Below are 23,611 nucleotides of genomic sequence, written 5' to 3' on the forward strand. Positions count from 1 at the left end.
TCGTACAGGTCCGGGCCACCGCCCTTCTTTCATGGAGCCGGCCATGCTGTCCCTTTTCGAACAATTCTTCGCCAACCCGGCGCCGCAGGGCCCGTTCAGTCCGCAACTGGCCACGCCGCTGCAAGCCCAGCTGGCGGCCCAGTTGGGCACGCAGGTGGGCGCGCTGGCGACGCTGTCGCAGCACAGCCATGAGCTGCTGGCGCGCGTGACCGAGCTGAACCTGCAGATGGCGCGCCACCTGGTCGAGACGGCGCTCGACACCGAGCGCCAGCTCGCCGCCTGCACCGATCCCCTGCAACTGGCTCCCACCGCGATGCGTGGCTGGCAGCCGCTGGGCGAACACGTGCGCGCCTGGCAGCAGGGCCTGATGGGCGTGATGGCCGAGGCCCAGACCGGCCTCGGCCACGCAGCCGCACTGGCGCCGGCGCCTGCGAAACGTTCCGCCTGAGCGGGCCGGCGCCCCGTGTGGCGACGGGGCGGAACTAACGCTCACCACGTTTCTCTAAACGCACGAGCGCAGCCTGAGATGGCTCCAAGTGCGTTCATGCATAGCGTACAGCCTCTACAACTGACAGCCCCCCGGGCACAAGGAGATCGACATGGCGACCAGCAAGGAGAACGAAGGAAAGAGCAGCAGTCAGGGCAGTGCCCAGAAGAGCGGACCGCCCGCCAAGCGCGGCTTTGCGGCGATGGACCAGAACCAGCAGCGCGAGATCGCCAGCAAGGGCGGCCAGGCGGCCCACCAGAAAGGCACGGCGCACGAATTCGATTCCGAAGAAGCGCGCCGCGCCGGCCAGAAAGGCGGCGAGGCCGTGAGCCGCAACCGGGCCCATATGGCCGACATCGGCCGCAAGGGCGGCGAAAGCCGGCAATCGGCCCAGCGCGCGGCGGCCGCGGCGGCCGCGGCGGCGGCGGCGTCGCAAAAGGGCAATCGCCAGGGAGACGAAAGCTAGCGCGGCTGGCTGCCGACTGTCCACAGGGCGGTCCCGGCGCGGCCCGCCCGACGGGCCTGCCCCTGTGGTACATTGCCGGGCTTATGCCTACCCTGAAATACCTGACCGCCTACCCGGACACCCTGCAAGCCCAGGTCAGCGGGCTGATCGAACAGAACCGCCTTGGCGACACCTTGCGCCGCCGCTATCCCGAGCCGCACGGCATCCGCACCGATCGCGCCCTGTACGACTATGTGCAAGATCTGAAGGTCGATTACCTGCGCCAGGCCGCGCCGGTCTCGAAGGTCTCCTTCGACAGCAAGATCCAGGTGATCCAGCATGCGCTGGGCCTGCACACCGCCATTTCCCGGGTCCAGGGCTCGCGCCTGAAGGCCAAGCACGAGATCCGCATCGCCAGCCTGTTCCGCGACGCGCCGCTGCCCTTCCTGCGCATGATCGCCGTGCACGAACTGGCGCACCTGAAGGAAAAGGAACACGACAAGGCGTTCTACCAATTGTGCCGCTGGATGGAGCCGGATTACCACCAGCTCGAGTTCGACGTGCGCCTGTACCTGACCTGGCTCGACCTGTCGGGCGAGCGCTTGTGGGGCGGCGACTAGCCCGACTGCGCGCTCGATGCCGCCGGTGACACTGGCGCCTGACGCAGCGGCGCGCTTTGCGCCTCATCCGACTGCGCGGCGCATGTGCGCGTGCAGCGCTGGAGCGCCGTGTCGCAGGCGCCAAGGCGCGCCATCCGGCGCCCGTCGTCGCCGGCGGCATCGAGCGCGCGGCTCGCCTGGGCCGGTACCGCACCCTGGACGGTGCGCGCCAGCGGATTGCGGTGCTCCACATTGGCCCCCATCAGCCGTTGTTCCAGCGGCAGCGCCTGGGCGCTGGCGCGGCATTCGCGCTGCTCGGAGGCGCACATCGCGCTGCAGAACGCCGCGTCCGCGGCGGGCGCCGGCCTGGCGACGATCGCCGCCAGGGTAGCAAGGATGATCATCGACAAGGGCTTCATTCCAACCTCTCGCAAAGTGGCGGCATGCCATCCTGTCATCCTAGCCCGTTTTCGCTCAGAGCGCCTGTCCGCTACCCGCGCCGCCGCAGCCACCCGCAATCGTTGCCCAGCAACAACGAACGTTTTGTTCAAGTAAATTTATAACCGCCGGTCACTCGACTTCGTGAACCGGCTCCGATACAGTCTGAAAACTCGGAATTGTCGTCATCCCAAGGCCTTTCCAGCCTCCGGCCACTCACATCTCATGGTTCAGCAACATACCAGGCGCGTGTCCGCCGCGTTCGCTACGTGCGCGCTCGCCTTCCTGTCCTCTCACGCCCGCGGCGCCGAAGCGCCGGCCGAGGCGGCCTTGCGCGCATGGAAGCTGTCCGGCTTCGGCACGCTCGGCATGGTGTATGCCGACTCGCGCAGCGCCGACTTCACCTCGTCGGTGCTGCGCGCCGACGGCGCCGGCTACACGCGGGCCTGGAGTCCGGACGTCGACAGCCGCCTCGGCGCCCAGTTCGACCTCCATCTGGGCGCCTGGTCGGGTGTGCTGCAGGTGATCAGCGAGCAACGGCCGGACGGCAGCCATGCGCCCCAGCTCGAATGGGCCAACGTGAAGTACCAGCTGACGCCCGACCTGGCCGTGCGCGCCGGCCGCATCGCCCTGCCCGTCTTCCTCGGCGCCGATTCGCGCAAGGTCGGCTACACGATTGCCTGGGTGCGCACGCCGGTCGAGGTCTATGGTGCCCTGCCGATTTCCAGCAGCGACGGCCTGGACGCCACCTGGCGCTGGGGCACGGGTTCGGTGCTGCACGCCACCCAGGCATTCGTCGGCCGCACCAACCAACGCCTGCGCAACGGGCTGCGCATCAAGGCCGACGACATCGTCGGCCTGTCGCACAGCATCGAGCGCGGCGCCGTCAGCGCGCGCCTGTCGGCCGCCAGCGGACGCCTGCACACCGCCATCGGAGAAGAGCTGATCGTCGGCCTGCGCGGCATCAAGCCGGCCGGCGACGCGCTGGCCGACCGCTACGAGATCACGAACAAGCGCGTTTCGATGGTCAGCATCGGCATGAGCGTCGATCCGGGCGCCTGGTTCGTGACGGCCGAGTGCGGGCGTACCCGCACCGACTCGCTGCTGGGCGGCGGCACCTCGCTGTATGTCGGCGCGGGCCTGCGCCGCGGCGCACTGACGCCCTATGCCGGGTATGCCCAGGTGCGCGCCGACGTCCCGACCCGCGATCCCGGCCTGCCGCTGGACGGCTTGCCGCCGGCGCTGGCCGCGGCGGCCGTCCGTATCAATGCCGGCCTGAATGGCTTCCTGGCGGCGATCCCGGTGCAGTCCACCTGGAGCGCCGGCCTGCGCTGGGATGCGGCGACCAATATCGCGCTCAAGCTGCAGCTCGACCGGGTGCGTCCGCGCCAGGGCTCGCGCGGCACCCTGATCAACAACCAGCCCGACCTGCGTCCCGACCGCGCGGTGCACGTCGGCAGCGTGGCCATGGATTTCGTGTTCTGATGCGCGCGCACTCCCGCCCCTTCCCATCCTTGCGGCGCATCCCCGCCGCCCTCGCCCTCGCCCTTGGCCTGGCCGCCGCCAACGCGTCGGCCGAACTGGTGGTGGTGGTCTCCAACCGCAGCCAGGTGGCGGCCATCGATGCCCACCAGGTGGCGGCGATCTTCCTCGGCCATGCCAGCCGCTTCCCGGACGGCACCCGGGCGGTCGCGGTCGACCAGCAGCTCGGCGCGGCGCAGCGCGACAGCTTCTACCGCGAAGTCACCGGCAAGACGCCGGCCCTGCTCAAGGCGCACTGGTCGAAGATGGTGTTCACCGGCCGCGGCCAGCCGCCGCGCGAAGCCAGCGGGGACGCCGGCGTGCGTCGCCTGGTGGCCGGGAATCCGGCGATGATCGGCTATATCGAGCGCGACGCGCTCGACGCCTCGGTGCGCGCCGTGCTGGTGCTGCCGTGAGGATGCGATGAACACGCTCGCGTCCACCACGCCGGCCGCAGCGGCGGCCACGGCGGCGGCCACGGCGGCGGCGTCGACCGCCTCCCGTGCGCGGGCGCGTCGCGGCACGCCCGCGCGCTGGCTCGCCCTCGCGCTCGAGACCCACATCTCGCTGCCGCTGTTCGCCCTGTGCCTGCTCGGCGCCATGTGGTTCGGCACCCTGCATGTGATCGAGGCGGAACGCCGCGCCGCGGAAGGGGCCGCGCGCAACGCCACCCACGAGCTGCTCGACACCTACGAGGCGCAGATGGCGCGCAGCCTGAGCAACATCGACCAGACCCTGCGCGTGCTGAAATACGCGGTCGAGCAGAGCGGCGCCGGCGGCGCGCTGTCGGCGCTGGCGGCCAAGGGCCTGCTGCCGCCCGGCCTGGTGTTCCAGGTCGAGATCACCGACCGCCACGGGCGCGTGGTGGCCAGCAACCCGGACGTCGGCCCGCGCGACCTGTCCGGCGCCGGCTACTTCGAGTTCCACCGCCATCACCAGCAAGACCTGCCCTACGTGAGCCACGCCATCGTCCATCCGGGCGCCAGCGAACCGCACTTGCATTTCACGCGCCGCATCGACGACGCCGCCGGCCGCTTCGCCGGCGTGGCCGTGGTCGCGGTCGACCCGGCCTATTTCACCAGCTCGTACGAACGCTCGCGCCAGGGCGAGCGCGGCCTGCTCGGCCTGGTCGGCGTCGATGGCGTGGTGCGCGCGCTGCGTATCGGCGAACAGGTCTCCTGGGGCCAGGCCTACGCGGTCGACCCCACGGACATGATCAACCTGCGCACCTGCCGCATCGATGGCCAGACGCGCTACACCACCAGCCGGCCGCTGGGCGGCTTCCCGCTGCTGGCGGTGGCCGGGCTGTCGGAAACCGAACAGATGGCGCGATTTGGCCAGCAGCGGCGCGCCTGGCTGCTGGGCGCAGGCGCCGGCAGCGCCCTGCTGGTGGCGGTGGTGATCCTGGTCAGCGCCTGGTCCTGGCAGCTGGCCAAGGCGCGCCGGCGCGAGCGCCAGGCCCAGGAGACCTATGCGGCCGCATCCGAGGCCAGCCCGGACGCGTTCTTCGTCCTGCGCAGCATCATGGATCAGCATGGGCGCGTGGCCGACTTCACCATCGTCACCACCAACAGCCGCGCCGAGCAGCTCACGGGCCTGCGCAAGGAGCAGCTCACCGGCCAGCGCATGTCGGTGATGCTGCCCGGGGCCTTCAGCGCCGGCATCTTCGCCGACCTGGCCGCGGTGGCGCTGAGCGGCGTCGCGCGCGAAACCGAATGGCTGGCGCGCCCGCTGCCGCGGGGCGAACGCTGGCTGTACCGCCAGGCGGTCGCGGTCGAGGGCGGCGTGGTGGCGATCGTGCGCGACATCACCGAACGCAAGCTGGCCGAAGGGCGAATCCGCCACCTGGCGCACCATGACGACCTGACCGGCCTGCCCAACCGCAGCCTGCTGCGCGAACGCCTGGAGGAGGCGATCGGAGCCGCCGCGCGCGACGGCGGCGCGGTAGGCCTGGCCTTCATCGACCTCGATGGCTTCAAGCTGGTCAACGACGCCCTCGGCCACAACGCCGGCGACGCCCTGCTGAAGGTGGTCGGCGCGCGCATGGCACGCTGCCTGGGCGCGGGCGACACGCTGGCGCGCTTCGGCGGCGACGAGTTCGTGATCCTGCTGCCGGCGCTGTCGGGCGAGCCGGGATCGATCGCGCCGCTGCTGGAAAAGGTGCGCCAGGCGGTCACCGAGCCGGTGCTGGTCGAGGACCAGGAAGTGCGGGTCAGCTGCAGCGTCGGCGTGACCGTCTATCCGCGCGACGGCGTCGACGCCAGCACCCTGATGATGCACGCCGACGTCGCAATGTATCGCGCCAAGGAGCTGGGCAACGACAACGTCCAGTTCTACGCCAGCGAGATGAACGCCAGCATCGACGAGAAGCTGGTGCTGCTGGAAGGCTTGCGCGCCGCGCTCGACACCTGTGCCGACGGTCATGCCGGCCCCTGCCAGTTCGAGCTGCTGTACCAGCCCAAGGTGGACCTGCGCTCGGGATGCCTGTTCGGCGTCGAGGCGCTGATCCGCTGGCACCATCCGGAACAGGGCCGGGTTTCGCCCGAGCGCTTCATTGGCCTCGCCGAAGAGAGCGGGCTGATCGTTCCGATCGGCGAATGGGTGCTGCGCACCGCCTGCGCCCAGAGCGCCGCCTGGCGCGCCGCCGGCCTGCCGCCGGTCAGCATGTCGGTCAACGTCTCGGCGCGCCAGTTCGAGGACAAGCGCCTGGTCGAGCGCATCGCCGACGCCCTGCGCGCGAGCGGCCTGCCGCCCGAAGGTCTCGAGGTCGAGGTGACCGAAAGCCTGATCATGCGCGACCTGGGCCGCTCGGTGGACAAGATGCGCGAGCTCAAGGCCATGGGCGTGTCGCTCTCGATCGACGATTTCGGCACCGGCTACTCCAGCCTGTCGGCGCTGAAATCGTTCCCGATCAGCCGCCTCAAGATCGACAAGTCCTTCGTTGCCGACCTGGCCGACCGCGCCGACGACCAGGCGATCGCGCTGGCCGTGATCTCGCTCGGTCACAAACTGAACCTGCGCGTGATCGCCGAGGGCGTCGAGACCGAGCAGCAGCGCGACTTCCTGCGCGCCAATGACTGCGACGAGATGCAGGGCTATCTGTTCAGCCGCCCGCTGCCCGCGCAGGCGCTGGCGTGCCTGCTGGCCGACAGCCGCAAGGGCGTGGCGTGAATCCGGCGCGCGACACCACCAGCGTCCTGCTCGGCGCCGAGCCCGCGCTGCGGCGCATGCTCAATTACTGGATCGCCACCACCTTGCTGTACCTGGCCGGCGCCCTGCTGCTGGCCGGCCAGGTGGCGGCCGGCCACACGCCGCGCGCGCCGGCCCTGGCGCTGGCCGCCGCCGCCGGCGGCGGCACGCTGGTCTTCTATGCCCTGATCCGCTTCAGCGCGGCACTGGGCCTGGCGCCCGGCGCGCTGGCCATGCTGCAGTCGCTGTTCGCGATCGGCTGCGGCATGGCCTCGTATGCGATCGCGGGGCCGATGCGCGCCGCGCTGCTGTGCATGACGGTGGTGATCGTCGCCTTCTGCGCCATCGCCCTGCGCCCGCGCCAGACCATGTTCCTGTCGAGCGTCGCGCTGGGCGGCATGGGCGCCGTCATGGGGTGGCTGCAGGCCGCCGACCCGCTGCGCCACCCGCCCGAGATCGAGGCCATGAACTTCGGCTACCTGGCGGCGGCGCTGCTGTCCACCGCCCTGCTGTCGAGCGAGATGACCAAGCTGCGCCGGCGCATGAAACGCAAGAAGCAGGAGCTGGAACAAGCCCTCGCGACCATCCGCACCCTGGCCACGATCGACGAGTTGACGGCCCTGGCCAACCGCCGCCACATGAACGAACTCCTGTGCGCCGAGGAACGGCGCCAGCCGCCCGGCGCGCGCAGCTGCGTGGCCCTGCTCGACATCGATTTCTTCAAGCAGGTCAACGACCGCCACGGCCACGCGCTGGGCGACGCCGTGCTGCGCGAGTTCGCCGCGACCGCACGCGGCGCCCTGCGCGCGCGCGACACGCTGGCGCGCTGGGGCGGCGAGGAATTCCTGCTGCTGTTGCCGGACGCCGCGCCGCACGACGCGCGCCAGGTGCTCGAGCGCGTGGCCGACCACGTGCACGCGCTGCGCGTCGAGGGGCTCGACCCGCAACGGCGCATCAGTTTTTCGGCGGGCCTGGCCGAGCGGCGCACCGGCGAGCCGTTCACCGAGGCGATCAGCCGCGCCGACAAGGCGCTGTACCAGGCCAAGGCCGCGGGACGCGACCGCATCGAGGTGGCCTGAAGCGCGATCGAAACCGGCTAGAATGAGCGTCATGCACCCCGACCTGTCCGCCATTGCCGCCTACGTGATGCCCGCGGTGCCGCTGCGCGCCTGCGACGTCGGCTTCCTGTTCGGCACCCGCCACGGCGTGGAGGAATTCTGCCGCGCCGCCCACGACCTGTGGCAGCGCGGCATGTTCCGCGTGCTGCTGGTGTCGGGCGGCGTCACGCGCGGCGACGCGCGGCCCGAGGCCGAGGTGATCGGCGCGCGCCTGGTCGAACTGGGGATGCCCCCGGCGCTGCTGGTGCTGGAAACCGCGGCCGCCAATACGGGAGAAAACGTGATGCTCGGGCGCGCCGCGCTGGCCGCGCGGATGGACCTGGCGGGCGTGCGCAGCGTGCTGGCGATCGGCAAGGCCTGCGCCATGCGGCGCTACCTGATGACGCTCGAGCGCCACTGGCCGGGCCTGGCGCTGGCGGGCTGCCCGGTCAATTATTTCGGCATCGCGACCGAGCGCTGGCACGAGCACCCGGAATTTCGCGCCCGCGTGCTGGCCGAGTACGACAAAATCCCCGGCTATCTCGAGCGCGGTTTTCTGAGCGAACTGGCCGGCTATGGCGCTTATCCGCGCAAGCCCCTGGCCTCGGCGTCGGCCTCGAGCGCCGCCTGAACGGCGGGCGCCGGCGCCGCCGCGCGCAGGCGCCGGATCAACTCGCCGGGGTCGCTCTCGGACAGCATCAGGCCTTCGTGCTCGGGCCGCACGAAGCCTTGCGCCACCTGGTGGCGCACGAAGGCGCGCAGGCCGTCGTAGAAGCCGTTGACGTTGAGCAGGCCGATCGGCTTGGCGTGGATGCCCAGCTGGGCCCAGGTCACCATCTCGAACAGCTCTTCCAGGGTGCCCATCCCGCCCGGCATGGCGATGAAGCCGTCCGACAGGTCCGACATCATCGCCTTGCGCTCATGCATGTCCTTGACCACGAACAGGCGGGTCAGGCCAGCGTGGCCGACCTCGCGCTCGACCAGCGCGCGCGGGATCACGCCGGTGGCTTCGCCGCCGAGGCGCAGCACCTCGTCGGCGATCACGCCCATCAGGCCGACCTTGCCGCCGCCGTAGACCAGGGCGATATTGTGCTCGACCATGGCGCGCGCGAGGGCGCGCGCGGCGTCGGCGTACAGGGGATCGGCGCCGAGCGCGGCGCCGCAATAGACGGCCAGGGTTTTCATCGTGTCAGCCTCAGAAGAAGTCGGCGCCCGGCCTGGCGTCGGCCGAGAGTTTTTGGAGATAGTCGTCGGACAGCTTCTCGAACAGCACCCGGGTCTCGCCGCGCAGGTAGGGGCCCACCATCGACAGCACCTGGTAGCAGCCGCGCGCCAGCGCGTCGGCGATGGCCTGCTGCTCGCTGTACTTGCGCGGGTTGCGCACGTATTCGAACGACAGCCAGTAGGTCGCCACCACCACCATATTGGTCGCCATGGCGCCGATCTGCTGGTCGGACGCCTCGAGCGAGCCTTCGCTGCGCAGGTCTTCGCACAGCTGGCGCGCGACCTTGATCTTGTGGGCGTGGATGGCCTTGAAGTGCAGTTCGAGCTTGCGGTTGCGCGACAGCAGGTCGTTCAGGTCGCGGTAGAAGAAACGGTAGCGCCAGATCAGCTTGAACATATGGTGCAGGTACAGCCACACGTCTTCCATGTTCGAACGGCGCCCTGCCGGCACCGCGAGCACGCGCTCGATCTCCGCCTCGAACTGGACGAAGATCGAATTGACGATGTCGTCCTTGTTGCGGAAATGGTAGTACAGATTGCCGGGCGAGATATTCATCTCCTCGGCAATGACGGTCGTCGTGATATTGGGTTCGCCGAACTCGTTGAACAGCCTGAGCGACAGCTCGAGGATGCGTTCACGGGTGCGGCGCGGAGCTTTTTGTTGCATGAAGGCCGGAGTTAATAGTGCATTCCCGCAAGGATAACATCGAACGGTCGTTCGATGAATCTTTCGATCGCCCCCGGCCCATTGGCCCGGGTCAGGCGGCCGCGCGCTGGCGCTGCAGGCGGAAGGCCTCGTCGATCCGTTCGCGCAGGGCGCGCGCGCCCAGCGGCTTGACGTAGTGGCCGTCGGCCACGCCGCAGGCGATCGCGGCCTCGATCTCGGCGAGGTCGGGCTGGCCGGACAGCATCAGGCGCACGGTCGTGGGATAACGCTCGGCGGCGCGCGCCAGCACTTCGGTGCCGCGCATGCCGGGCATGGCCTGGTCGCACAGGATCACCTCGACCGCTTCGTGGTCGAGCACCGCGAGCGCCTCTTCGCCCGAGCTGGCGCTGAGCACGCGGTAGGGCTGGCCGGCCAGCATGTCGTTCAGCACGCCCAGCATGAAGCGGTCGTCGTCGACCAGCAGCAGCGTGCCCCCTGCGGGCGCGGCGCCGGAACCTGGCACGAGTGCGGGCGCGGACGCCGGCACGCTCGCCGCAGCCGGAGCGGCAGCCGGGGCGGCAGCCAGAAAGGCTTCGAGTTCGGCGACGAAGCTCTCCGGTTCGATCGGCTTGCCGATGTAGCCGTCGAAGCCGGCGGCCAGCACCTTTTCGCGGTCGCCCGCCATCGCCAGCGCGGTCACGGCCAGGATCGGCACGCCGGAAAGCTGCGGATCGGTCCTGAGCGCGGCCAGCACCGCGAAGCCGTCCATGCCGGGCAGGTTGACGTCGCAGGCAATCAGGTCGGGGCGCTCGCTGCGCGCGGCGGCCACGCCGCGCGGGCCATCAGAGGCGCACAGCGGCGTGTGTCCGTAGGCGCCGAGCAGGAACGACATCAGCTCGATGTTGGCCGGGTTGTCTTCGATGATGAGGATGCGGGCCACGGTGGCGCTCCGGGAATGCGGTGTTGTCCTCACTCTACCACGCGGCGCGGCGGGAGTCGGCTACGTGATGCCACGTCGATGGGGCGTTGCGGCAGGCGCCGCACGGTCGCTGCGCAAGGCCTCGATCTCGCCCATGACCATGGCCAGCACGCGCGGGTTGCGGCCGAGCGCCACGTGGCCCACGCCGCCCAGCGCCAGGTTGCGCGCGCCCGGCAGTTCGCTCGAGGTCTGCGGCGCGATGATGTTGTCGTGGTGGCTGTAGATCGACACGATCCGCGCGCGTATCTCGGGCGCTTCACCGCCCGCGAGCGCGGTGAGCCACGCGCAGTCGGGTCCGGCCACGCCCATGCGCCGCATCTGGCCCGCGTTGATGCCCAGGCCAAAGGCGGCCAGGCAGGTGCCGTGGTGCGGCGTGCCGAGCGTGATGAGGCGCGCCACCCGCCCTGCGCCGTGGGTGCGCATCCAGGCGCGCGCCGCCAGCCCGCCCATGCTGTGGGCGACCACGATCAGTTGCGCCGCGCCGGCCTGCGCGCACAGCTGCCCGGCCGCTTCCTCGATGCGCGCGGCATAGCCGTCGATGTCGCCGGTCAGCGGTTCCAGGTCGAGCGTGGCGTGGCTGATGCGCGCCGCATCCAGCAGCGGCGCCAGATAGGCCCAGTAGCCGCTGTTGCAGCCATAGCCGTGCACCAGCAGTACCGGCGGCGCCGCCGCGCCGGGATGGAGGCGGGTGCGCGCTTGCGCGCGCGGCATGTGCCAGGAGGTCATCAGCATGCTGGTGCTGAACTCTTCCCAGGCCATGCGCAAGGCGGCGCCCGGCGCGATCTGGAAAGCGGGCGGGGTCGGGCTGGCGGCGCGTGCCGACAACAGGAAATTGTTGACGTTGATAACCAGGCGCACCAGCGCCACGCTGCCCAGCCCCAGCGCCGCGGCCTGCCAGCCTGTCAACCCGAGCCAACGCATGCCGGCCGCGCCGATGCCGAGCGCCGCCAGTGCCTGCACCAGGAGGATCCATCGCAGCAGGGTGCGCGAGCTCATGCCAGCGCCGCCGCCGGGCGGCCCGTCAGGTTTGCCGCCAGGCCGCTCGCCAGGCGCGCCGTGACGGCGTAGACGGTCAGCTGCGGATTGGCGCCGAGCGAGGTCGGGAACAATGAACCGTCGTGCACCGACACGTTCGCCAGTCCCCGGTAACGGCCGGAGGGATCGACCACGCCGCCGCGCTCGTCGCCGCTCATGGCGCAGCCGCCCATCGCATGGGCCGAGACCACGCGCGTGAGGTGGGCGCGCTGCGGCAGGGCCGCGATCTCGCGCCGCGCCTCGGCCCAGGAACGGTAGCGCTGGGCCTTCTCGTGCGCCGGCTGCACGCTGCGGGCGCCGGCCGCGAACTGGATCTCGGCCATGGAAAGCAGCGCGCGCCGTGCGCCGTCCCACAGGTAGTCGTTCAGCTGGTAATCGAGTTCGCCGCTGCCGTCATGGCGCAGGCGCACGACGCCGCCGGGCGACTCGTCGTGAAAGCCGTCGCGCAGCAGCGCCAGCATGGCGCCCAGGTGGGCGAAGTCGCGCATCGCCGCCGCATGCTGCTCGCCGAAACCGCTCATCATGGTGGCCGTCAGCAGCGGATGCAGCGGCGGCGTTTCGAGCTTGTAGCCCATCGGGCCGTCGATCGGGCCCTGCGCCAGGAAGTGGTCGGAATACACGCTCTGCGGCGCCCCGGCCCAGCCCTCGACCCGCTTTTCGTGAAAGGCGGCCGAGATCACGGTCGGGTGCAGGAAAGTGCGCTTGCCCAGCTCGCCGCTGGGATCGGGCGCTTTCGAGCGCAGCAGCAGCGCCGGGGAATTGATGGCGCCGCCGGCGACCACGAAGTGGCGCGCGCGCAGGCGCAGCTGGCGTCCGCTCGGCAGCACGCCACCGCCGTCGAGCGCGGTGCAGACCAGCTCCTCGGCCTGCTGGCCGCGCAGGACCAGGCGCTCGGCGCGCGCGCGCGTGACGAGGGTGGCGCCGTTGTCGAGCGCCGCCGGGATGCTGGTGACCAGCATCGACTGCTTGGCATTGGTCGGGCAACCCATGCCGCAGTAGCCCAGGTTCCAGCAGCCCTGCACGTTGCGGCGGATGGCGGCGCTCGGGATGCCGAGTCTTGCCGCGCCGCGGCGCAGGATGTCGTTGTTCTCGTTCGGCCCGACCAGCCAGTCGACCACGCCGGTGCGGCGCTCGGCCATGGCGAACCATGGCGCCAGCTCGTCGTTTGAAGCGAATGCGAGACCGTGGTGGCGGCGCCACCAGGCCAGGGTCGATTCGGGGGTGCGAAAGCTCGAGGTCCAGTTGACCGTGGTCGAGCCGCCGACGGCGCGGCCCTGCAGGATGTTGATGGCGTTGTCCGCCGTCTTGCGCGCACCCGATTCCTGGTACAGGTCGGGATAGGCGTCGGCTTCGCGCATCTGGAAGTCGCGCGAGGATTTCAAGGGGCCCTCTTCCACCACGATCACCGACAGGCTTGACCTGGCCAGGATCTCGGCGCTGATGGCGCCGCCGGCGCCGCTGCCGACGATGACGACGTCCGCCTCCAGCGTGCGGTCGTGCTCGAGCCGCGAGCCGTCGATGACGCGCCAGCCGCGCGCCAGGCCGGCTTCGATCGGATCGGGAATGCGGGCGGTCATGCCGGCACCCTGGGCGGACCGGGGTAGCCGAGCGCTTCCCAGCTGGCCGGCTGCGCATACCACGCGCCCAGCACCAGGTCGTGCAGCGCGCCGTAGGCGCTGCGCATCAGCTTGAGGCGGTGCACGCGCCACTCTTGCAGGAAGGCGCTGACGTGGGCGATGTCGGCGCTTTCCCAGCCGGTCGGCACGCCGGTGAGCAGGCGCCGCGCCGGACGCAGGGCCAGCAGGCCGAACAGGTCTTGCACTTCTTCTTGCGTGGCTTGCGGCAGGCCGCGGATGGCGGCTTCGACGGCGTCGATGGCGCGCGTCAGCTGCTGCGCACGGCGGCCGGGATCGTGGGCCAGCGCGCCGTCGAGGATGGCCGGCGCGATCGCGTGCAGCGCGGCGCGCGCCTCGCCGGCGAGGGCGAAGCGGCGCGGCGCCTGTGTGTGCGTGGCGCGGTACCAGGCGCCGCCGGCGCCCAGCGCCAGCGCGGCCAGGCCGCCCACGGCCAGGAAGGTCCTGCGAGAGGTGCGGGAGAGATTCGCCATGTCCTTAGTGTACGACATGCGCCGGGCAAGGACGGTTCAGCGGGGCGGCCTGGCCTTCAGGATCGCGCTGGCGATGCCGCGCAGGATGTTGACTTCTTCGGTCTCGAGGCCGGTGCGCGCGAACAGGCGCTTCAGGCGCGGCATCAGCTTTTTCGGGTTGTCGGCGTCGAGGAAGCCGATCGCCGTCAGTGCCTGTTCCAGGTGCGCGTACATGCCATCCACCTGCGTGACGCTGGCGCTCTCGCCATGAAAGCCCACGCCGCGCGCATCGACGCCGTCGCCCGCCGCCGCCAGCCGCGCTTCATAGGCCAGCACCTGGGCCGCCTGCGACAGGTTGAGCGACGAGTAGTCGGGATTTGCCGGGATGTTGATCAAGACGTTGCAGCCTTCGACGATCCCGTTCGGCAGGCCGACCCGCTCATTGCCGAACACGATGGCCGGGCGCAGCTCCGGCTGGTTGCCGGCATCGGCGGCAAAGGAGGCGAAAGCGCGCGGGGTCCAGACCGGCGGCGAGAATTCACGCAGGCGCGCCGAGACCGCGGCGGCGAAGTTGCAGCCGTCCAGCGCCTGCCTGACGTCGGCGACGATGCGCGCCTGGCTCAGGACATCGATGGCGCCGCTGGCGAAGGCCACCGCCTCCGGATCGGTCAGCGGATCCTGGCACTTGGGGGCGACCAGCACCAGGTCGCTGAAACCCATCGTCTTCATGGCGCGCGCCACCGAGCCGACGTTGCCGGCGCGGCTGGTCTCGACCAGGACGAAGCGCAGGCGCTTGAAAAGAGAAGTGTCGGTTTGGGTCGGGTTCATTTACAATAGCGACCATCGCGCAGTGCGGACGGTTTTTTGTGATAACGGGAACAAGCCCGCGATTGTAGCCGTTTCGGCACTGCCCTGCTCTTTAATCACTCTTTAATAGCTGATCGTTCACGACACCCCCTGTGCGTGAGTGGGCGTTCGCGTTTTTCACGGAAAAGCCTCCATGCACCCAATGCTCAACACGGCCATCAAGGCCGCCCGCCGCGCCGCCACCGTCATCAACCGCGCGTCCTTCGATATCGATCGCATCGTCGTCTCCGAGAAGCAACACAACGACTTCGTCACCGACGTCGACCAGGCGGCGGAACAGGCGATCGTCGAGACCCTGCTCAAGGCCTATCCGACCCACGCCATCCTGGCGGAAGAAAGCGGCGCATCCGGCAACCTGAACGACGAGAGTGAATTCGTGTGGATCATCGACCCGATCGATGGCACCACCAACTTCCTGCACGGCTATCCCAACTACTGCATCTCGATCGCGCTCAAGCACCGCGGCGTGATCACCAACGGCCTGGTCTACGACCCGGTCCGCAACGACCTGTTCACCGCGACCAAGGGCGCCGGCGCCTACCTCAACGACAAGCGCATCCGCGTGCGCCCCACCGAGCGCATCGGCCGCGCCCTGCTGTCGGCCGGCCACGGTCCCGATCCCCGCGCGCTGGCCGAATACCTGCGCATGTACGAAGTGGTCGCCTCGCGCAGCCACGGCGTGCGCAGCGGCGGCTCGGCGGCGCTGGAACTGGCGAACGTCGCGGCCGGCCGCATCGACGGCTATTTCGAAAAAGGCCTGAAGGTATGGGATATCGCGGCCGGCGCCCTGCTCGTGACCGAGGCCGGCGGCATCGTCGGCGAATTCAATGGCGAGTCCGAATACCTGAACAAGGGCCACGTGATCGCCGCCGGCCCGAAGGTTTTTGGCGCACTCGTCCCGCTGCTTTCGCCTTTCGCGTAAAATAACGACTTACCAGGGGCCACTGGCAGGCTGCGCTTGCCGGTGGCCCGTTTGCTTTTCCAGGCGTCTTACAAAGCATTACATAGTCAGACGCAAAAACTTTCTACAGTGAAACTAAATTCACGATAATCCTTGCTGACCGCCTTGCGCGGCAGCGTCCGGGCGACCGCTTGATCGCGCGCCCGCCTCAATCCGATTCCCAGGACTTGCCGCCACTGTGGCGACGGGCCGTTTTTTACTGAAAAAATCTATGTCATTCTCTTCACTTGGTCTCTCTGACGCGATCGTGCGCGCGGTGACCGAACAAGGTTATACCGCCCCGACGCCGATCCAGAGCCAGGCCATCCCCGCCGTCCTGAACGGCGGCGACCTGCTGGCCGGCGCCCAGACCGGCACCGGCAAGACCGCCGGCTTCACCCTGCCGATCCTGCACCGCCTGTCAAGCGACGCCGTCGGCGCCGCCCAGCGCAACAAGACCGCGCCGCGCGCCATCCGCGCCCTGGTGCTGACCCCGACCCGCGAACTCGCGGCCCAGGTCGAGGAAAGCGTGCGCCTGTACGGCAAGTACACCAACCTGAATTCGGCCGTGATCTTCGGCGGCGTCGGCATCAACCCGCAGATCAAGCTGCTCAAGCACGGCGTCGACATCCTGGTCGCCACCCCGGGCCGCCTGCTGGACCACGCGGGCCAGGGCACGATCGACCTGTCGAAGATCGAGATCCTGATCCTGGACGAAGCCGACCGCATGCTGGACATGGGCTTCATCCACGACATCCGCAAGGTGCTGGCCCTGCTGCCACCGAAGCGCCAGAACCTGCTGTTCTCGGCCACCTTCTCGGACGACATCAAGGCGCTGGCCGACCGCCTGCTGGACAATCCGCAATCGATCGAGGTCGCGCGCCGCAACTCGACCGTGGAAGTGATCGCGCAAACGATCCACCCGGTGGACCGCGACAAGAAGCACCCGATGCTGGCGCACCTGATCAAGTCGAACAACTGGCAGCAGGTGCTGGTGTTTACGCGCACCAAGCACGGCGCCAACAAACTGGTGGAACAGCTGGGCAAGGACGACATCAGCGCGATGGCGATCCACGGCAACAAGAGCCAGTCGGCGCGCACCAAGGCGCTGGCGGAATTCAAGGATGGCAGCCTGCAAGTGCTGGTGGCCACCGACATCGCGGCGCGCGGCATCGACATCGACCAGCTGCCGCACGTGGTGAACTATGACCTGCCGAACGTGCCGGAAGACTATGTGCACCGCATTGGCCGTACCGGCCGTGCGGGCGCGACGGGCGAAGCGGTGTCGCTGGTGTGCGTGGACGAGCACCAGATGCTGAAGGACATCGAAAAGCTGATCAAGCAAACCCTGCCGCGCGCAGTGATCCCCGGCTTCGAGCCCGACCTGAACGCCAAACCGCAACCGATCCAGCTGCGTAGCGGCGCCCCGGGCCACACGGGCCGCGGCGGCCGTCCAGGCGGCGGCGGTGGCCGTGGTCACGGCGGTGGCGGTGGCGGTGGCGGTGGCGGCAAGCCGCGCACCCCGGGCACCGGCGCCCCCGCCGCGAAGCGCCAGAGCGGCCCCCGCCCCGCCTCCGCCGCCCGCCGGGACCGCTGATCCACAAGGGTCAACAACGAGGGTCAGTGTCGAATTATTGGGAAAGATTGTCACACCACCCAATCCGCTGACTTGACCCTCTGATTGTTTCAGCCAAGTTATTACCCAATAATGAGGGTCAGAGTCGAATTAAGTGACAACTTTCGAATGTTGTCATTTAATTCTACTCTGACCCTCATTGTTTTATTCCCTTCGCGCCATTGAATTGCCCGCTTTTCGTGAATAGCGATTTATCCTGCGCATTTTTTTGCCAGTTTCCATCAAAGCCTTATCCCACCGTGAACTTTAGCCTTTAAATCAATGAGGGTCAGAGTCGAATTATTGGCCAATAGCCATAATTCATTTTGACGACGGAAAAGTCAGGAGATGAGCATTCCGTTAGTAATTTGCTCAATAATTGGGGTCGGAGTCGAATTGTTTGACAACTCTGAATGTTGTCATTTAATTCGACTCTGACCCCGATTGTTATGCGGAGGGGGTTAGATTACGAGGGGGAATTGATAATTGGCAATGTGAGCCGGTGCGGGTTTGGAAGAATGGGGTTTTCGGGCTGGCGGTCGGGAGGATCCACAATGCTGCGTCGCATGATGGTGGGGCTGGTGTTGGGGCTTGGCGTGCTGCTCGGCGGCTGCGCATCGCCTGGATCGGTCAGCTTGCAGGAGGTGCGCGAGTTCGCGGATGCCTCCGCCAAGCTGGGTGGGTATGCGGAATTGTCGCGGCGCTACCGCGATACCTACGAGCGCGAGCAGCCCTATCTGTCGCCGCAGGCCGAGCGCATCGCGCGCGAAAACGATGCGCGGCGGCGCGCCGTCTATGACGACTTCGTCGCCATCCAGAAGACGCTGGTTCTGTATATGCAAACTCTCAGCCTGCTGGCGGGCGACGGACGCTACGACTTGTCGGATCGGATCGATGACTTGGGCAATGGACTGAAGGCGAATGTCGAATCCGGCTTGCAGCAGCGTCATGTGGCGGCGTACACGGGCATGACCCGGTTGCTCACGCGCGTGATCGCCTCGGGTTATCAGAACCGCAGCGTCGAGACCATGGTGCGCGACGGCGATGCGGATGTGCAGGTGCTGCTCGATGCCATGATCTCGCTCACCCGCCTCTATTACAAAACCAACGAGAATGAAAAGAAGACCGTGCTCGGCATCTTCGATGTGGAGCTTCCATTTTCGAACCGAAATACGGATCGTATGCTGGTCACCCTGGCCAAGGTGCACTACCTGAACAAGTCGACCGAGTACAAGCTGATCGACCGCCGCTACGAGCTGGCGCTGCAGGGACTGACCAAGGTGGCGCTCGGCCACCAGAAGATGCGCGAGAACATGCACAAGCTGACGAGCGACGAGACGCGGCGCATGCTCGCCAACTACGGCCGCGACCTGCGGGCGATCCGCGACGGACTGAACGGCGATTGAGGAGACGTCATGCAGGACTCATCACACGAGAAAACCAGCCCGTCGGATGCGGCTGCCGCGCAGGACGGGACTCCTCCGGCGCAGGCCATCGCTGCCGAGGGCCGGGCCGCGCCACCCGCCGAGGCCCAGGACGCCGTCGCCACGACCGCCCATGCCGCGGGCGCAGGCGGCCTGTCCAGCATGCAGCACGTGGTCGAACTGGCCGATGGCCTGTCGACGATCGCCGACCGCCTGCACGAACGCATCCTGCGCGAGATCCGCAGCTACGACGGCGGCAGCGTCCCGGTCCAGGTGCAGGACGCCATGCGCCGCCTGCTGGACGATGAAATGGTGTTGCGCCAGCGCGCCAACACCTTGTATGCCGACGCCGCCGCCTTCGTCATCCAGGGCCTGGACCAGCCGCAAAGCCGGCTCGTAGGCCTCACTTCCGCTGCCGCCGAAAAGATCCGGCGCATCGGCGTGATCGGCGAAGTCACCGGCCTCGTCGGCGGCCTGCTGTCGCTGGCCGGCGCCGTCGCCACCGGCCAGCCGACACCGATCGCGCTGGCCATCGAAAAAATCCATCTCCACAGCACCACCCTCGATGCGCTGACGCCGCCGACGGCCGCGGTCTGAACCTTGGTCTGAATCGCAGCCTGAGTTGCAGCACGAATCGCAGCCCGCGGCGGCGAGGCCGCCGCAGGCCGCCACCTCATCAATACATATGCTGTCCGCCATTGATGGCAATATTGGCGCCCGTCAGATAGCCTGCCAGGTCCGACACCAGATACGCCACCAGCCCCGCCACTTCCGCCGGCTTGCCCAGCCTGCCGACGGGGATCTGCGGCAGGATGCGGTCGCGCAGCACGTCCTGCGGCACTTTTTCCACCATGGCGGTGTCCAGGTAGCCGGGCGAGACCGTGTTGACCGTGACGCCGTGGCGCGCCACTTCCAGCGCCAGTGACTTGGTGAAGCCGTGCATGCCAGCCTTGGCCGCGGCGTAATTAGCCTGGCCGAAAGCACCTTGCTGGCCATTGACCGAAGAGATATTGATGATGCGCCCCCAGCGCTGCGCGATCATCGCCTCGAGCACTGGCCGGGTCATATTGAATACACTGTCGAGATTGGTGCTCATGACCGCTTGCCAGTCTTCCCCGCTCATCTTGCGCATGCTGCGGTCGCGCGTGATCCCCGCGTTGTTCACCAGGACGTCGATGCGGCCCAAGTCGCCCAGCACACGCTGCACGACGTTCTCGCAGGCACTACCATTGGAAACGTCGAGCTCATAGGCGCGCACCTTGACGCCGTCCGCTTCCTGGCCGGCCAGCCAGGCGTCGCGACGTACATTCTGCGGCGAATGGGTCGCCGCCACCAGGAACCCTTCCGCATGCAGGCGCCGGCACAGCGCCGTGCCCAGCCCACCCATCGCCCCCGTCACCAGGGCTACCCGCGCTTCGTGCTTTGCTACCTGCTTTGCTACCGTGTCTCCTGCCATGTCGTACTCCTGTTCTCGTTGGCGCGCCGCTGGCGCGGCTGCGAGCATCCGAGTGTATGGAAACGACAACAGTAGGCTGTTGATTAGGATCAAGTGTGAACAGGACAAAACCTCTGTGCAATGAACAACACGACAAACACGGTGCCTGGCGCCACGACAATTCAGGCGATGACGTCGGGCCTGCTGCTGGGATCGAAATCGGCCCAGTCGCCGCCGGCGATATTGCCCTGGGCGCGCTCGATGTGGTGGGCGCCCAGCTGGCGCAGCAGGTCGACGGCGCGTGCCTGCAGGTCGGGATCGTCGAAGGCGACCGCCACCAGCATGCCTGCCGGACGCGGCGGCACGGCGTTTTCGCCACCCTCTTCGGGCTCGCCCCGCTCTTTCATCTTGCTGAAGCTGAACAGCGAGCCGACATGGCCGCCCACCAGCCCGCCGACGACCGGGCCCAGCGGTCCGGTGACGGGCGAGGTGGCGGCGCCCAACGCTGCACCGACGGCGCCGCCGGTGGCCACGCCCTGCATCACGCCTTCGGGCGCTTCCTTGGCGCCGGGCGACTGGATATGGTCGCCGCCGATGGGCGTCATGTCGTGCTGGCCAGGCTGGGTCAGGTAGAACCCGCTGATGCGGTCGACATCGAATCCGGCGTCGACCAGGGCGTCGCGCGCACGGTCGACCTCGTCCTGAAGCTGGAAACGTCCTGCGATGATGATGGACATCGGCGAATCCTCCCCATTAATGTGGCAAATAAGTGGCAACCAAGTGGTGGCAAATAAAGGCAAAAGTGGCAGATACGGTAGCTCGAGCGTATGCGGGCCGCGCCCAGCGATCTGTACGCGATCGCACGCTGCTCGTTGCCACTGCAAGGCCAGGGTTACCATAAGTACTCAACCGGAAATAAATGTTTTATTGATGGGTGAGTACTTAGCGCCACTGTCCATAGACGACGCCGTAGCTCGGCGCTTGCTCCGCCGGCGGCGGCGGAGCGCTCTGCCATTGGCGTGGATCGATCCGGTAATACTTGAGGAATTCCTCGTACAGGTCCGGATGGCGCGCCGCCAGCTGGTGCGGCTGCTCGAAGAAGCTTTCGGTGGCCACTGCGAAGAACTCGGCGGGATTGGTCGCGCCATAGTGGTCGAGCACGCCCTGCGTGCCCCACATCGCCTCCTGGCGCAGGTTGGCATAGTCGCGCGACAGCACCTCGGACCAGCTTCGGTAGCGCTCGCCGCTGCCCAGGTAGGGAGCGCCATTCGTATTGCCCGACTCGCTGTCGAGCTGGTGGGCGAATTCGTGCAGCACCACGTTGTGGCCGGCCGGCGCGGCATGGCCGGCGCGCCGCACATGGTCCCACGACAAGATCACGCGGCCATCGCCCCAGGATTCGCCCAGCAGGTCCTGGCGCTCCTCGGTCACCACGCCCGCCACGTCGACCTGCTTGCGCGGCGCCAGGAAGGCGCCGGGATAGACCAGGATCAGGTCCAACGTCGGATAGATGTCGGGCTTGCCCGTATCGCCGACCCGCCCCAGCAACAGCAGGCAGGCCTGGGCCGCGATCGTCACCCGCATCTCGTCGGTGACGTCCAGACCGGCGCAGCCGACGAATTTCTTCTCGTGCAAAAATTGCTGGACCATGCGCTGCAGGCGCCGGCGCTGCCCGTCGTCCATCCCACCGTATTGGGCGAGATTGCGCGCCAGGATGGCCGCTTGAAACGCCGGCAAGGGCCGCGCCAGCGCCTGCCGCAGGCGCCACTTCGGCCACAGCCAGGCTGCCAGCGCAGCCAGGCCCAGCGCGCCGACTACGATGCCTTCCACGGTCAGGCCCTGCCGGCCAGCCAGGCCTGCACCTCGTCGGCGCCGCCGATCAGCTCGCCACCGACGAAGACTTGCGGCCAGGTCATGCGGCCGGTGACGCCGCGCAGGACGATAGTGTTGATCTTCTGGTCTTCGGAGATATCGGTAAAGTGGATGTCATTGTCGCGCAGCGCCTGCTTGGCACGGGCGCAATGGGGGCAGCCGGGACGCGAGAACATGACGACCGGTTCCGGTACTTCGGCATCCGGCGCCAGATAGGCCAGCATGGTATCGGCGTCCGATACCTCGAACGGATCGCCTTCACGCTCCGGTTCGATGAAGATCTTCTCGATCACGCCGTCGCGCACCAGCATCGAATAGCGCCAGGAGCGGCGGCCGAAACCCAGCTCGCGCTTGTCGACCAGCATGCCCATGCCCTCGGTAAAGTCACCGTTGCCGTCTGGAATAACTGTGATGTTGCCCGCATCCTGCCCGGCTTTCCACTGGTTCATGACGAAGGCATCGTTGACCGCGATGCACAGGATGTCGTCCACGCCGTGCGAATGCAGTACCGGCGCCAGTTCGTTATAGCGCGGCAAGTGGGTCGAGGAACAGGTCGGCGTGAACGCGCCCGGGAGGGAAAACACGACGACCGTACGGCCCTTGAACAGCTCGTCCGAACTGAGGTCACGCCATTGATCGTCCGGCCTGGCCTTGAAGACCACGCTCGGGACTGCTTTGCCTTCCAGCGATTCGGCACTCGGTAACATCTTCACTCCTATCTGGTTGCACCTGCCGGCGAGCGGCGACATGGCAGGCAAGTGAGGATAATTGACCGGTTTTCAACATAAGAGTTGCAATAAAGTGGTCACCCGGATGGCGTCCCGCGGCAGCCGGCCTGGACGGTGGGGCCTGAAAAAACAAAGCCGCGCATGAAGCGCGGCACAAATGACGACAGCGATCGTCTGACCGGAGTCGTTGCGGGTCTCTACCGCAACGCCTCCGGGCGCGCACTCAGGCGCGTTCCTTGGCGGTAACGGCATTCTGGCTCGGCGCCGGGCCGAACAAGGCAGCCACCAGCGGGTCACGCGCGACCGGGCTGCGGTTCACGCGGATGGCGTAGTGGGTGTCATCGGCCAGGATGTGGAAATGGCGACCGCTGCCGGCCATGCTCTGCTCGCGCAGGCCTGGACGTTCCTTGCGTGGGGCAACACCTTCGCGCTTCGGCTGGCAGATCGCGGCCAGGAAGGCCTTGACGCGATCCGGATCCGGCGAGATCTGGTACACGGCCTTGCCGAGGTAGGTGGCGGTGCCTTCGATATAGCGCGCCAGTTCGATCACGCCGGCTTCGCGCAGGTCGCGGATGTACTTGCGGGCGCCCGACGGCGAGAATTTGAGGAACCAGGCGATCTCGTCGGCCAGCATTTCGTGGTTCGACAGCTCGTTGATCAGCTTCTGCATGTTTTCGATGCGACGCTGAGTGGCCGAGGTCGAACGCACCCGTTCGATCGGGGCCAGCGAAATCGGGGCGCGCTCGGTCGGTTGTGGTGGGACGCGCTCGATCAGCGCCGAATTGCTGGTAGTGTGCACTGCGCCGGTGTCGCCGGAGACCGCGTTGTGCTGAGTCGTTGCATGCATATCGATGAGCTCCAATATAGAGAGTGAGACTGTGTGGTCCGGGTCGCTGTGTGTCGTCTGACACCCTGACAACATCTCGGTTCCGCTTAACTGGGCTCAAGATTGCCTGCATCAGACACTATGGTCTGTGCGCCAAC

At 67.9% G+C, this 23,611-nt stretch carries 25 protein-coding genes; 12 read left to right on the plus strand and 13 right to left on the minus strand.

What is annotated here, in order from left to right; genetic code table 11:
• Window positions 1-43: 43 nt before the first annotated feature.
• The 3 genes from ACZ9AQ_RS19040 to ACZ9AQ_RS19050 all read left to right on the plus strand — a co-directional run bounded on the left by ACZ9AQ_RS19040 (window position 44) and on the right by ACZ9AQ_RS19050 (window position 1,552).
• On the plus strand, window positions 44-448 hold the full coding sequence (locus ACZ9AQ_RS19040) for a phasin family protein (protein WP_429206276.1): 405 nt from the start codon (window positions 44-46) through the stop codon (window positions 446-448).
• A 151-nt stretch (window positions 449-599) separates the two neighbouring features.
• Window positions 600-953: a KGG domain-containing protein gene (locus ACZ9AQ_RS19045; protein WP_429206278.1), complete on the plus strand. Its 354-nt coding sequence runs from the start codon at window positions 600-602 to the stop codon at window positions 951-953.
• 83 nt (window positions 954-1,036) lie between these two features.
• The gene (locus ACZ9AQ_RS19050; protein WP_429206280.1) at window positions 1,037-1,552 is read left to right on the plus strand and encodes a YgjP-like metallopeptidase domain-containing protein; all 516 of its coding nucleotides are present in this window, start codon (window positions 1,037-1,039) and stop codon (window positions 1,550-1,552) included.
• On the opposite strand, the gene ACZ9AQ_RS19055 is transcribed toward ACZ9AQ_RS19050, so the two are convergent.
• Window positions 1,549-1,935: a hypothetical protein gene (locus tag ACZ9AQ_RS19055; RefSeq protein WP_429206281.1), complete on the minus strand. Its 387-nt coding sequence runs from the start codon at window positions 1,933-1,935 to the stop codon at window positions 1,549-1,551. The genes ACZ9AQ_RS19050 and ACZ9AQ_RS19055 overlap by 4 nt on opposite strands.
• Window positions 1,936-2,194: 259 nt before the next feature.
• Between ACZ9AQ_RS19055 and ACZ9AQ_RS19060 the strand changes: the two genes are divergently transcribed.
• The 5 genes from ACZ9AQ_RS19060 to ACZ9AQ_RS19080 are packed head-to-tail and all read left to right on the plus strand — an operon-like array spanning window position 2,195 to window position 8,407.
• Entirely contained in the window at window positions 2,195-3,454 is a 1,260-nt protein-coding gene (locus tag ACZ9AQ_RS19060; RefSeq protein ID WP_429206282.1) for a hypothetical protein, read from the plus strand.
• Window positions 3,454-3,906 carry a phosphate ABC transporter substrate-binding protein gene (locus ACZ9AQ_RS19065; protein WP_429206283.1) on the plus strand — a complete coding sequence of 151 codons (453 nt, stop codon included), beginning with the start codon at window positions 3,454-3,456 and terminating at the stop codon, window positions 3,904-3,906. The genes ACZ9AQ_RS19060 and ACZ9AQ_RS19065 overlap by 1 nt, the downstream gene beginning before the upstream one ends.
• Before the next feature lie 7 nt (window positions 3,907-3,913).
• The gene (locus ACZ9AQ_RS19070) at window positions 3,914-6,661 is read left to right on the plus strand and encodes a bifunctional diguanylate cyclase/phosphodiesterase (RefSeq protein ID WP_429206284.1); all 2,748 of its coding nucleotides are present in this window, start codon (window positions 3,914-3,916) and stop codon (window positions 6,659-6,661) included.
• The gene (locus tag ACZ9AQ_RS19075) at window positions 6,625-7,758 is read left to right on the plus strand and encodes a diguanylate cyclase (protein ID WP_429206285.1); all 1,134 of its coding nucleotides are present in this window, start codon (window positions 6,625-6,627) and stop codon (window positions 7,756-7,758) included. Before ACZ9AQ_RS19070 ends, ACZ9AQ_RS19075 begins: the two co-directional genes overlap by 37 nt.
• A 22-nt stretch (window positions 7,759-7,780) precedes the next feature.
• A complete protein-coding gene (locus ACZ9AQ_RS19080; protein ID WP_429206286.1) occupies window positions 7,781-8,407 on the plus strand; it encodes a YdcF family protein in 627 nt (208 codons plus the stop codon).
• Here the strand turns inward: ACZ9AQ_RS19080 and ACZ9AQ_RS19085 are convergent.
• From ACZ9AQ_RS19085 to ACZ9AQ_RS19115, 7 genes are all read right to left on the minus strand, one after another.
• Window positions 8,359-8,961 carry an LOG family protein gene (locus ACZ9AQ_RS19085; RefSeq protein ID WP_429206287.1) on the minus strand — a complete coding sequence of 201 codons (603 nt, stop codon included), beginning with the start codon at window positions 8,959-8,961 and terminating at the stop codon, window positions 8,359-8,361. The genes ACZ9AQ_RS19080 and ACZ9AQ_RS19085 overlap by 49 nt on opposite strands.
• Window positions 8,962-8,971: 10 nt before the next feature.
• Window positions 8,972-9,667, minus strand: coding sequence for a TetR/AcrR family transcriptional regulator (locus ACZ9AQ_RS19090; RefSeq protein WP_429206288.1), 696 nt, complete (start codon window positions 9,665-9,667; stop codon window positions 8,972-8,974).
• Between the two features lie 91 nt (window positions 9,668-9,758).
• Window positions 9,759-10,586, minus strand: coding sequence for a response regulator (locus ACZ9AQ_RS19095; RefSeq protein WP_429206289.1), 828 nt, complete (start codon window positions 10,584-10,586; stop codon window positions 9,759-9,761).
• Between the two features lie 60 nt (window positions 10,587-10,646).
• Complete coding sequence (locus tag ACZ9AQ_RS19100) at window positions 10,647-11,621, minus strand: esterase/lipase family protein (protein ID WP_429206290.1); 975 nt, start codon at window positions 11,619-11,621, stop codon at window positions 10,647-10,649.
• On the minus strand, window positions 11,618-13,237 hold the full coding sequence (locus ACZ9AQ_RS19105) for a GMC family oxidoreductase (RefSeq protein WP_429206291.1): 1,620 nt from the start codon (window positions 13,235-13,237) through the stop codon (window positions 11,618-11,620). The genes ACZ9AQ_RS19100 and ACZ9AQ_RS19105 overlap by 4 nt, the downstream gene beginning before the upstream one ends.
• Window positions 13,234-13,767: a hypothetical protein gene (locus ACZ9AQ_RS19110; RefSeq protein ID WP_429206292.1), complete on the minus strand. Its 534-nt coding sequence runs from the start codon at window positions 13,765-13,767 to the stop codon at window positions 13,234-13,236. Before ACZ9AQ_RS19110 ends, ACZ9AQ_RS19105 begins: the two co-directional genes overlap by 4 nt.
• A gap of 36 nt (window positions 13,768-13,803) precedes the next feature.
• Window positions 13,804-14,574: an RNA methyltransferase gene (locus tag ACZ9AQ_RS19115; protein ID WP_429206293.1), complete on the minus strand. Its 771-nt coding sequence runs from the start codon at window positions 14,572-14,574 to the stop codon at window positions 13,804-13,806.
• Between the two features lie 181 nt (window positions 14,575-14,755).
• Between ACZ9AQ_RS19115 and ACZ9AQ_RS19120 the strand changes: the two genes are divergently transcribed.
• From ACZ9AQ_RS19120 to ACZ9AQ_RS19135, 4 genes are all read left to right on the plus strand, one after another.
• Window positions 14,756-15,535: an inositol monophosphatase family protein gene (locus ACZ9AQ_RS19120; RefSeq protein ID WP_429206334.1), complete on the plus strand. Its 780-nt coding sequence runs from the start codon at window positions 14,756-14,758 to the stop codon at window positions 15,533-15,535.
• Between the two features lie 250 nt (window positions 15,536-15,785).
• Window positions 15,786-17,150: a DEAD/DEAH box helicase gene (locus tag ACZ9AQ_RS19125; RefSeq protein WP_429206294.1), complete on the plus strand. Its 1,365-nt coding sequence runs from the start codon at window positions 15,786-15,788 to the stop codon at window positions 17,148-17,150.
• Window positions 17,151-17,722: 572 nt separating this feature from the next.
• On the plus strand, window positions 17,723-18,574 hold the full coding sequence (locus tag ACZ9AQ_RS19130; RefSeq protein ID WP_429206295.1) for a hypothetical protein: 852 nt from the start codon (window positions 17,723-17,725) through the stop codon (window positions 18,572-18,574).
• Between the two features lie 9 nt (window positions 18,575-18,583).
• Complete coding sequence (locus tag ACZ9AQ_RS19135) at window positions 18,584-19,189, plus strand: hypothetical protein (RefSeq protein WP_429206296.1); 606 nt, start codon at window positions 18,584-18,586, stop codon at window positions 19,187-19,189.
• 79 nt (window positions 19,190-19,268) lie between these two features.
• On the opposite strand, the gene phbB is transcribed toward ACZ9AQ_RS19135, so the two are convergent.
• The 5 genes from phbB to ACZ9AQ_RS19160 form a co-directional block, all read right to left on the minus strand.
• Window positions 19,269-20,048: an acetoacetyl-CoA reductase gene (gene phbB / locus ACZ9AQ_RS19140; RefSeq protein ID WP_429206297.1), complete on the minus strand. Its 780-nt coding sequence runs from the start codon at window positions 20,046-20,048 to the stop codon at window positions 19,269-19,271.
• Between the two features lie 161 nt (window positions 20,049-20,209).
• Entirely contained in the window at window positions 20,210-20,764 is a 555-nt protein-coding gene (locus tag ACZ9AQ_RS19145) for a hypothetical protein (RefSeq protein ID WP_429206298.1), read from the minus strand.
• Between the two features lie 205 nt (window positions 20,765-20,969).
• A complete protein-coding gene (locus tag ACZ9AQ_RS19150; protein ID WP_429206299.1) occupies window positions 20,970-21,857 on the minus strand; it encodes a M90 family metallopeptidase in 888 nt (295 codons plus the stop codon).
• A 2-nt stretch (window positions 21,858-21,859) separates the two neighbouring features.
• A complete protein-coding gene (locus tag ACZ9AQ_RS19155; RefSeq protein ID WP_429206300.1) occupies window positions 21,860-22,606 on the minus strand; it encodes a glutathione peroxidase in 747 nt (248 codons plus the stop codon).
• A 244-nt stretch (window positions 22,607-22,850) separates the two neighbouring features.
• A complete protein-coding gene (locus ACZ9AQ_RS19160) occupies window positions 22,851-23,474 on the minus strand; it encodes a winged helix-turn-helix domain-containing protein (RefSeq protein ID WP_429206301.1) in 624 nt (207 codons plus the stop codon).
• Between the last annotated feature and the right edge of the window lie 137 nt (window positions 23,475-23,611).

Source organism: Massilia sp. UYP34, assembly GCF_056279385.1.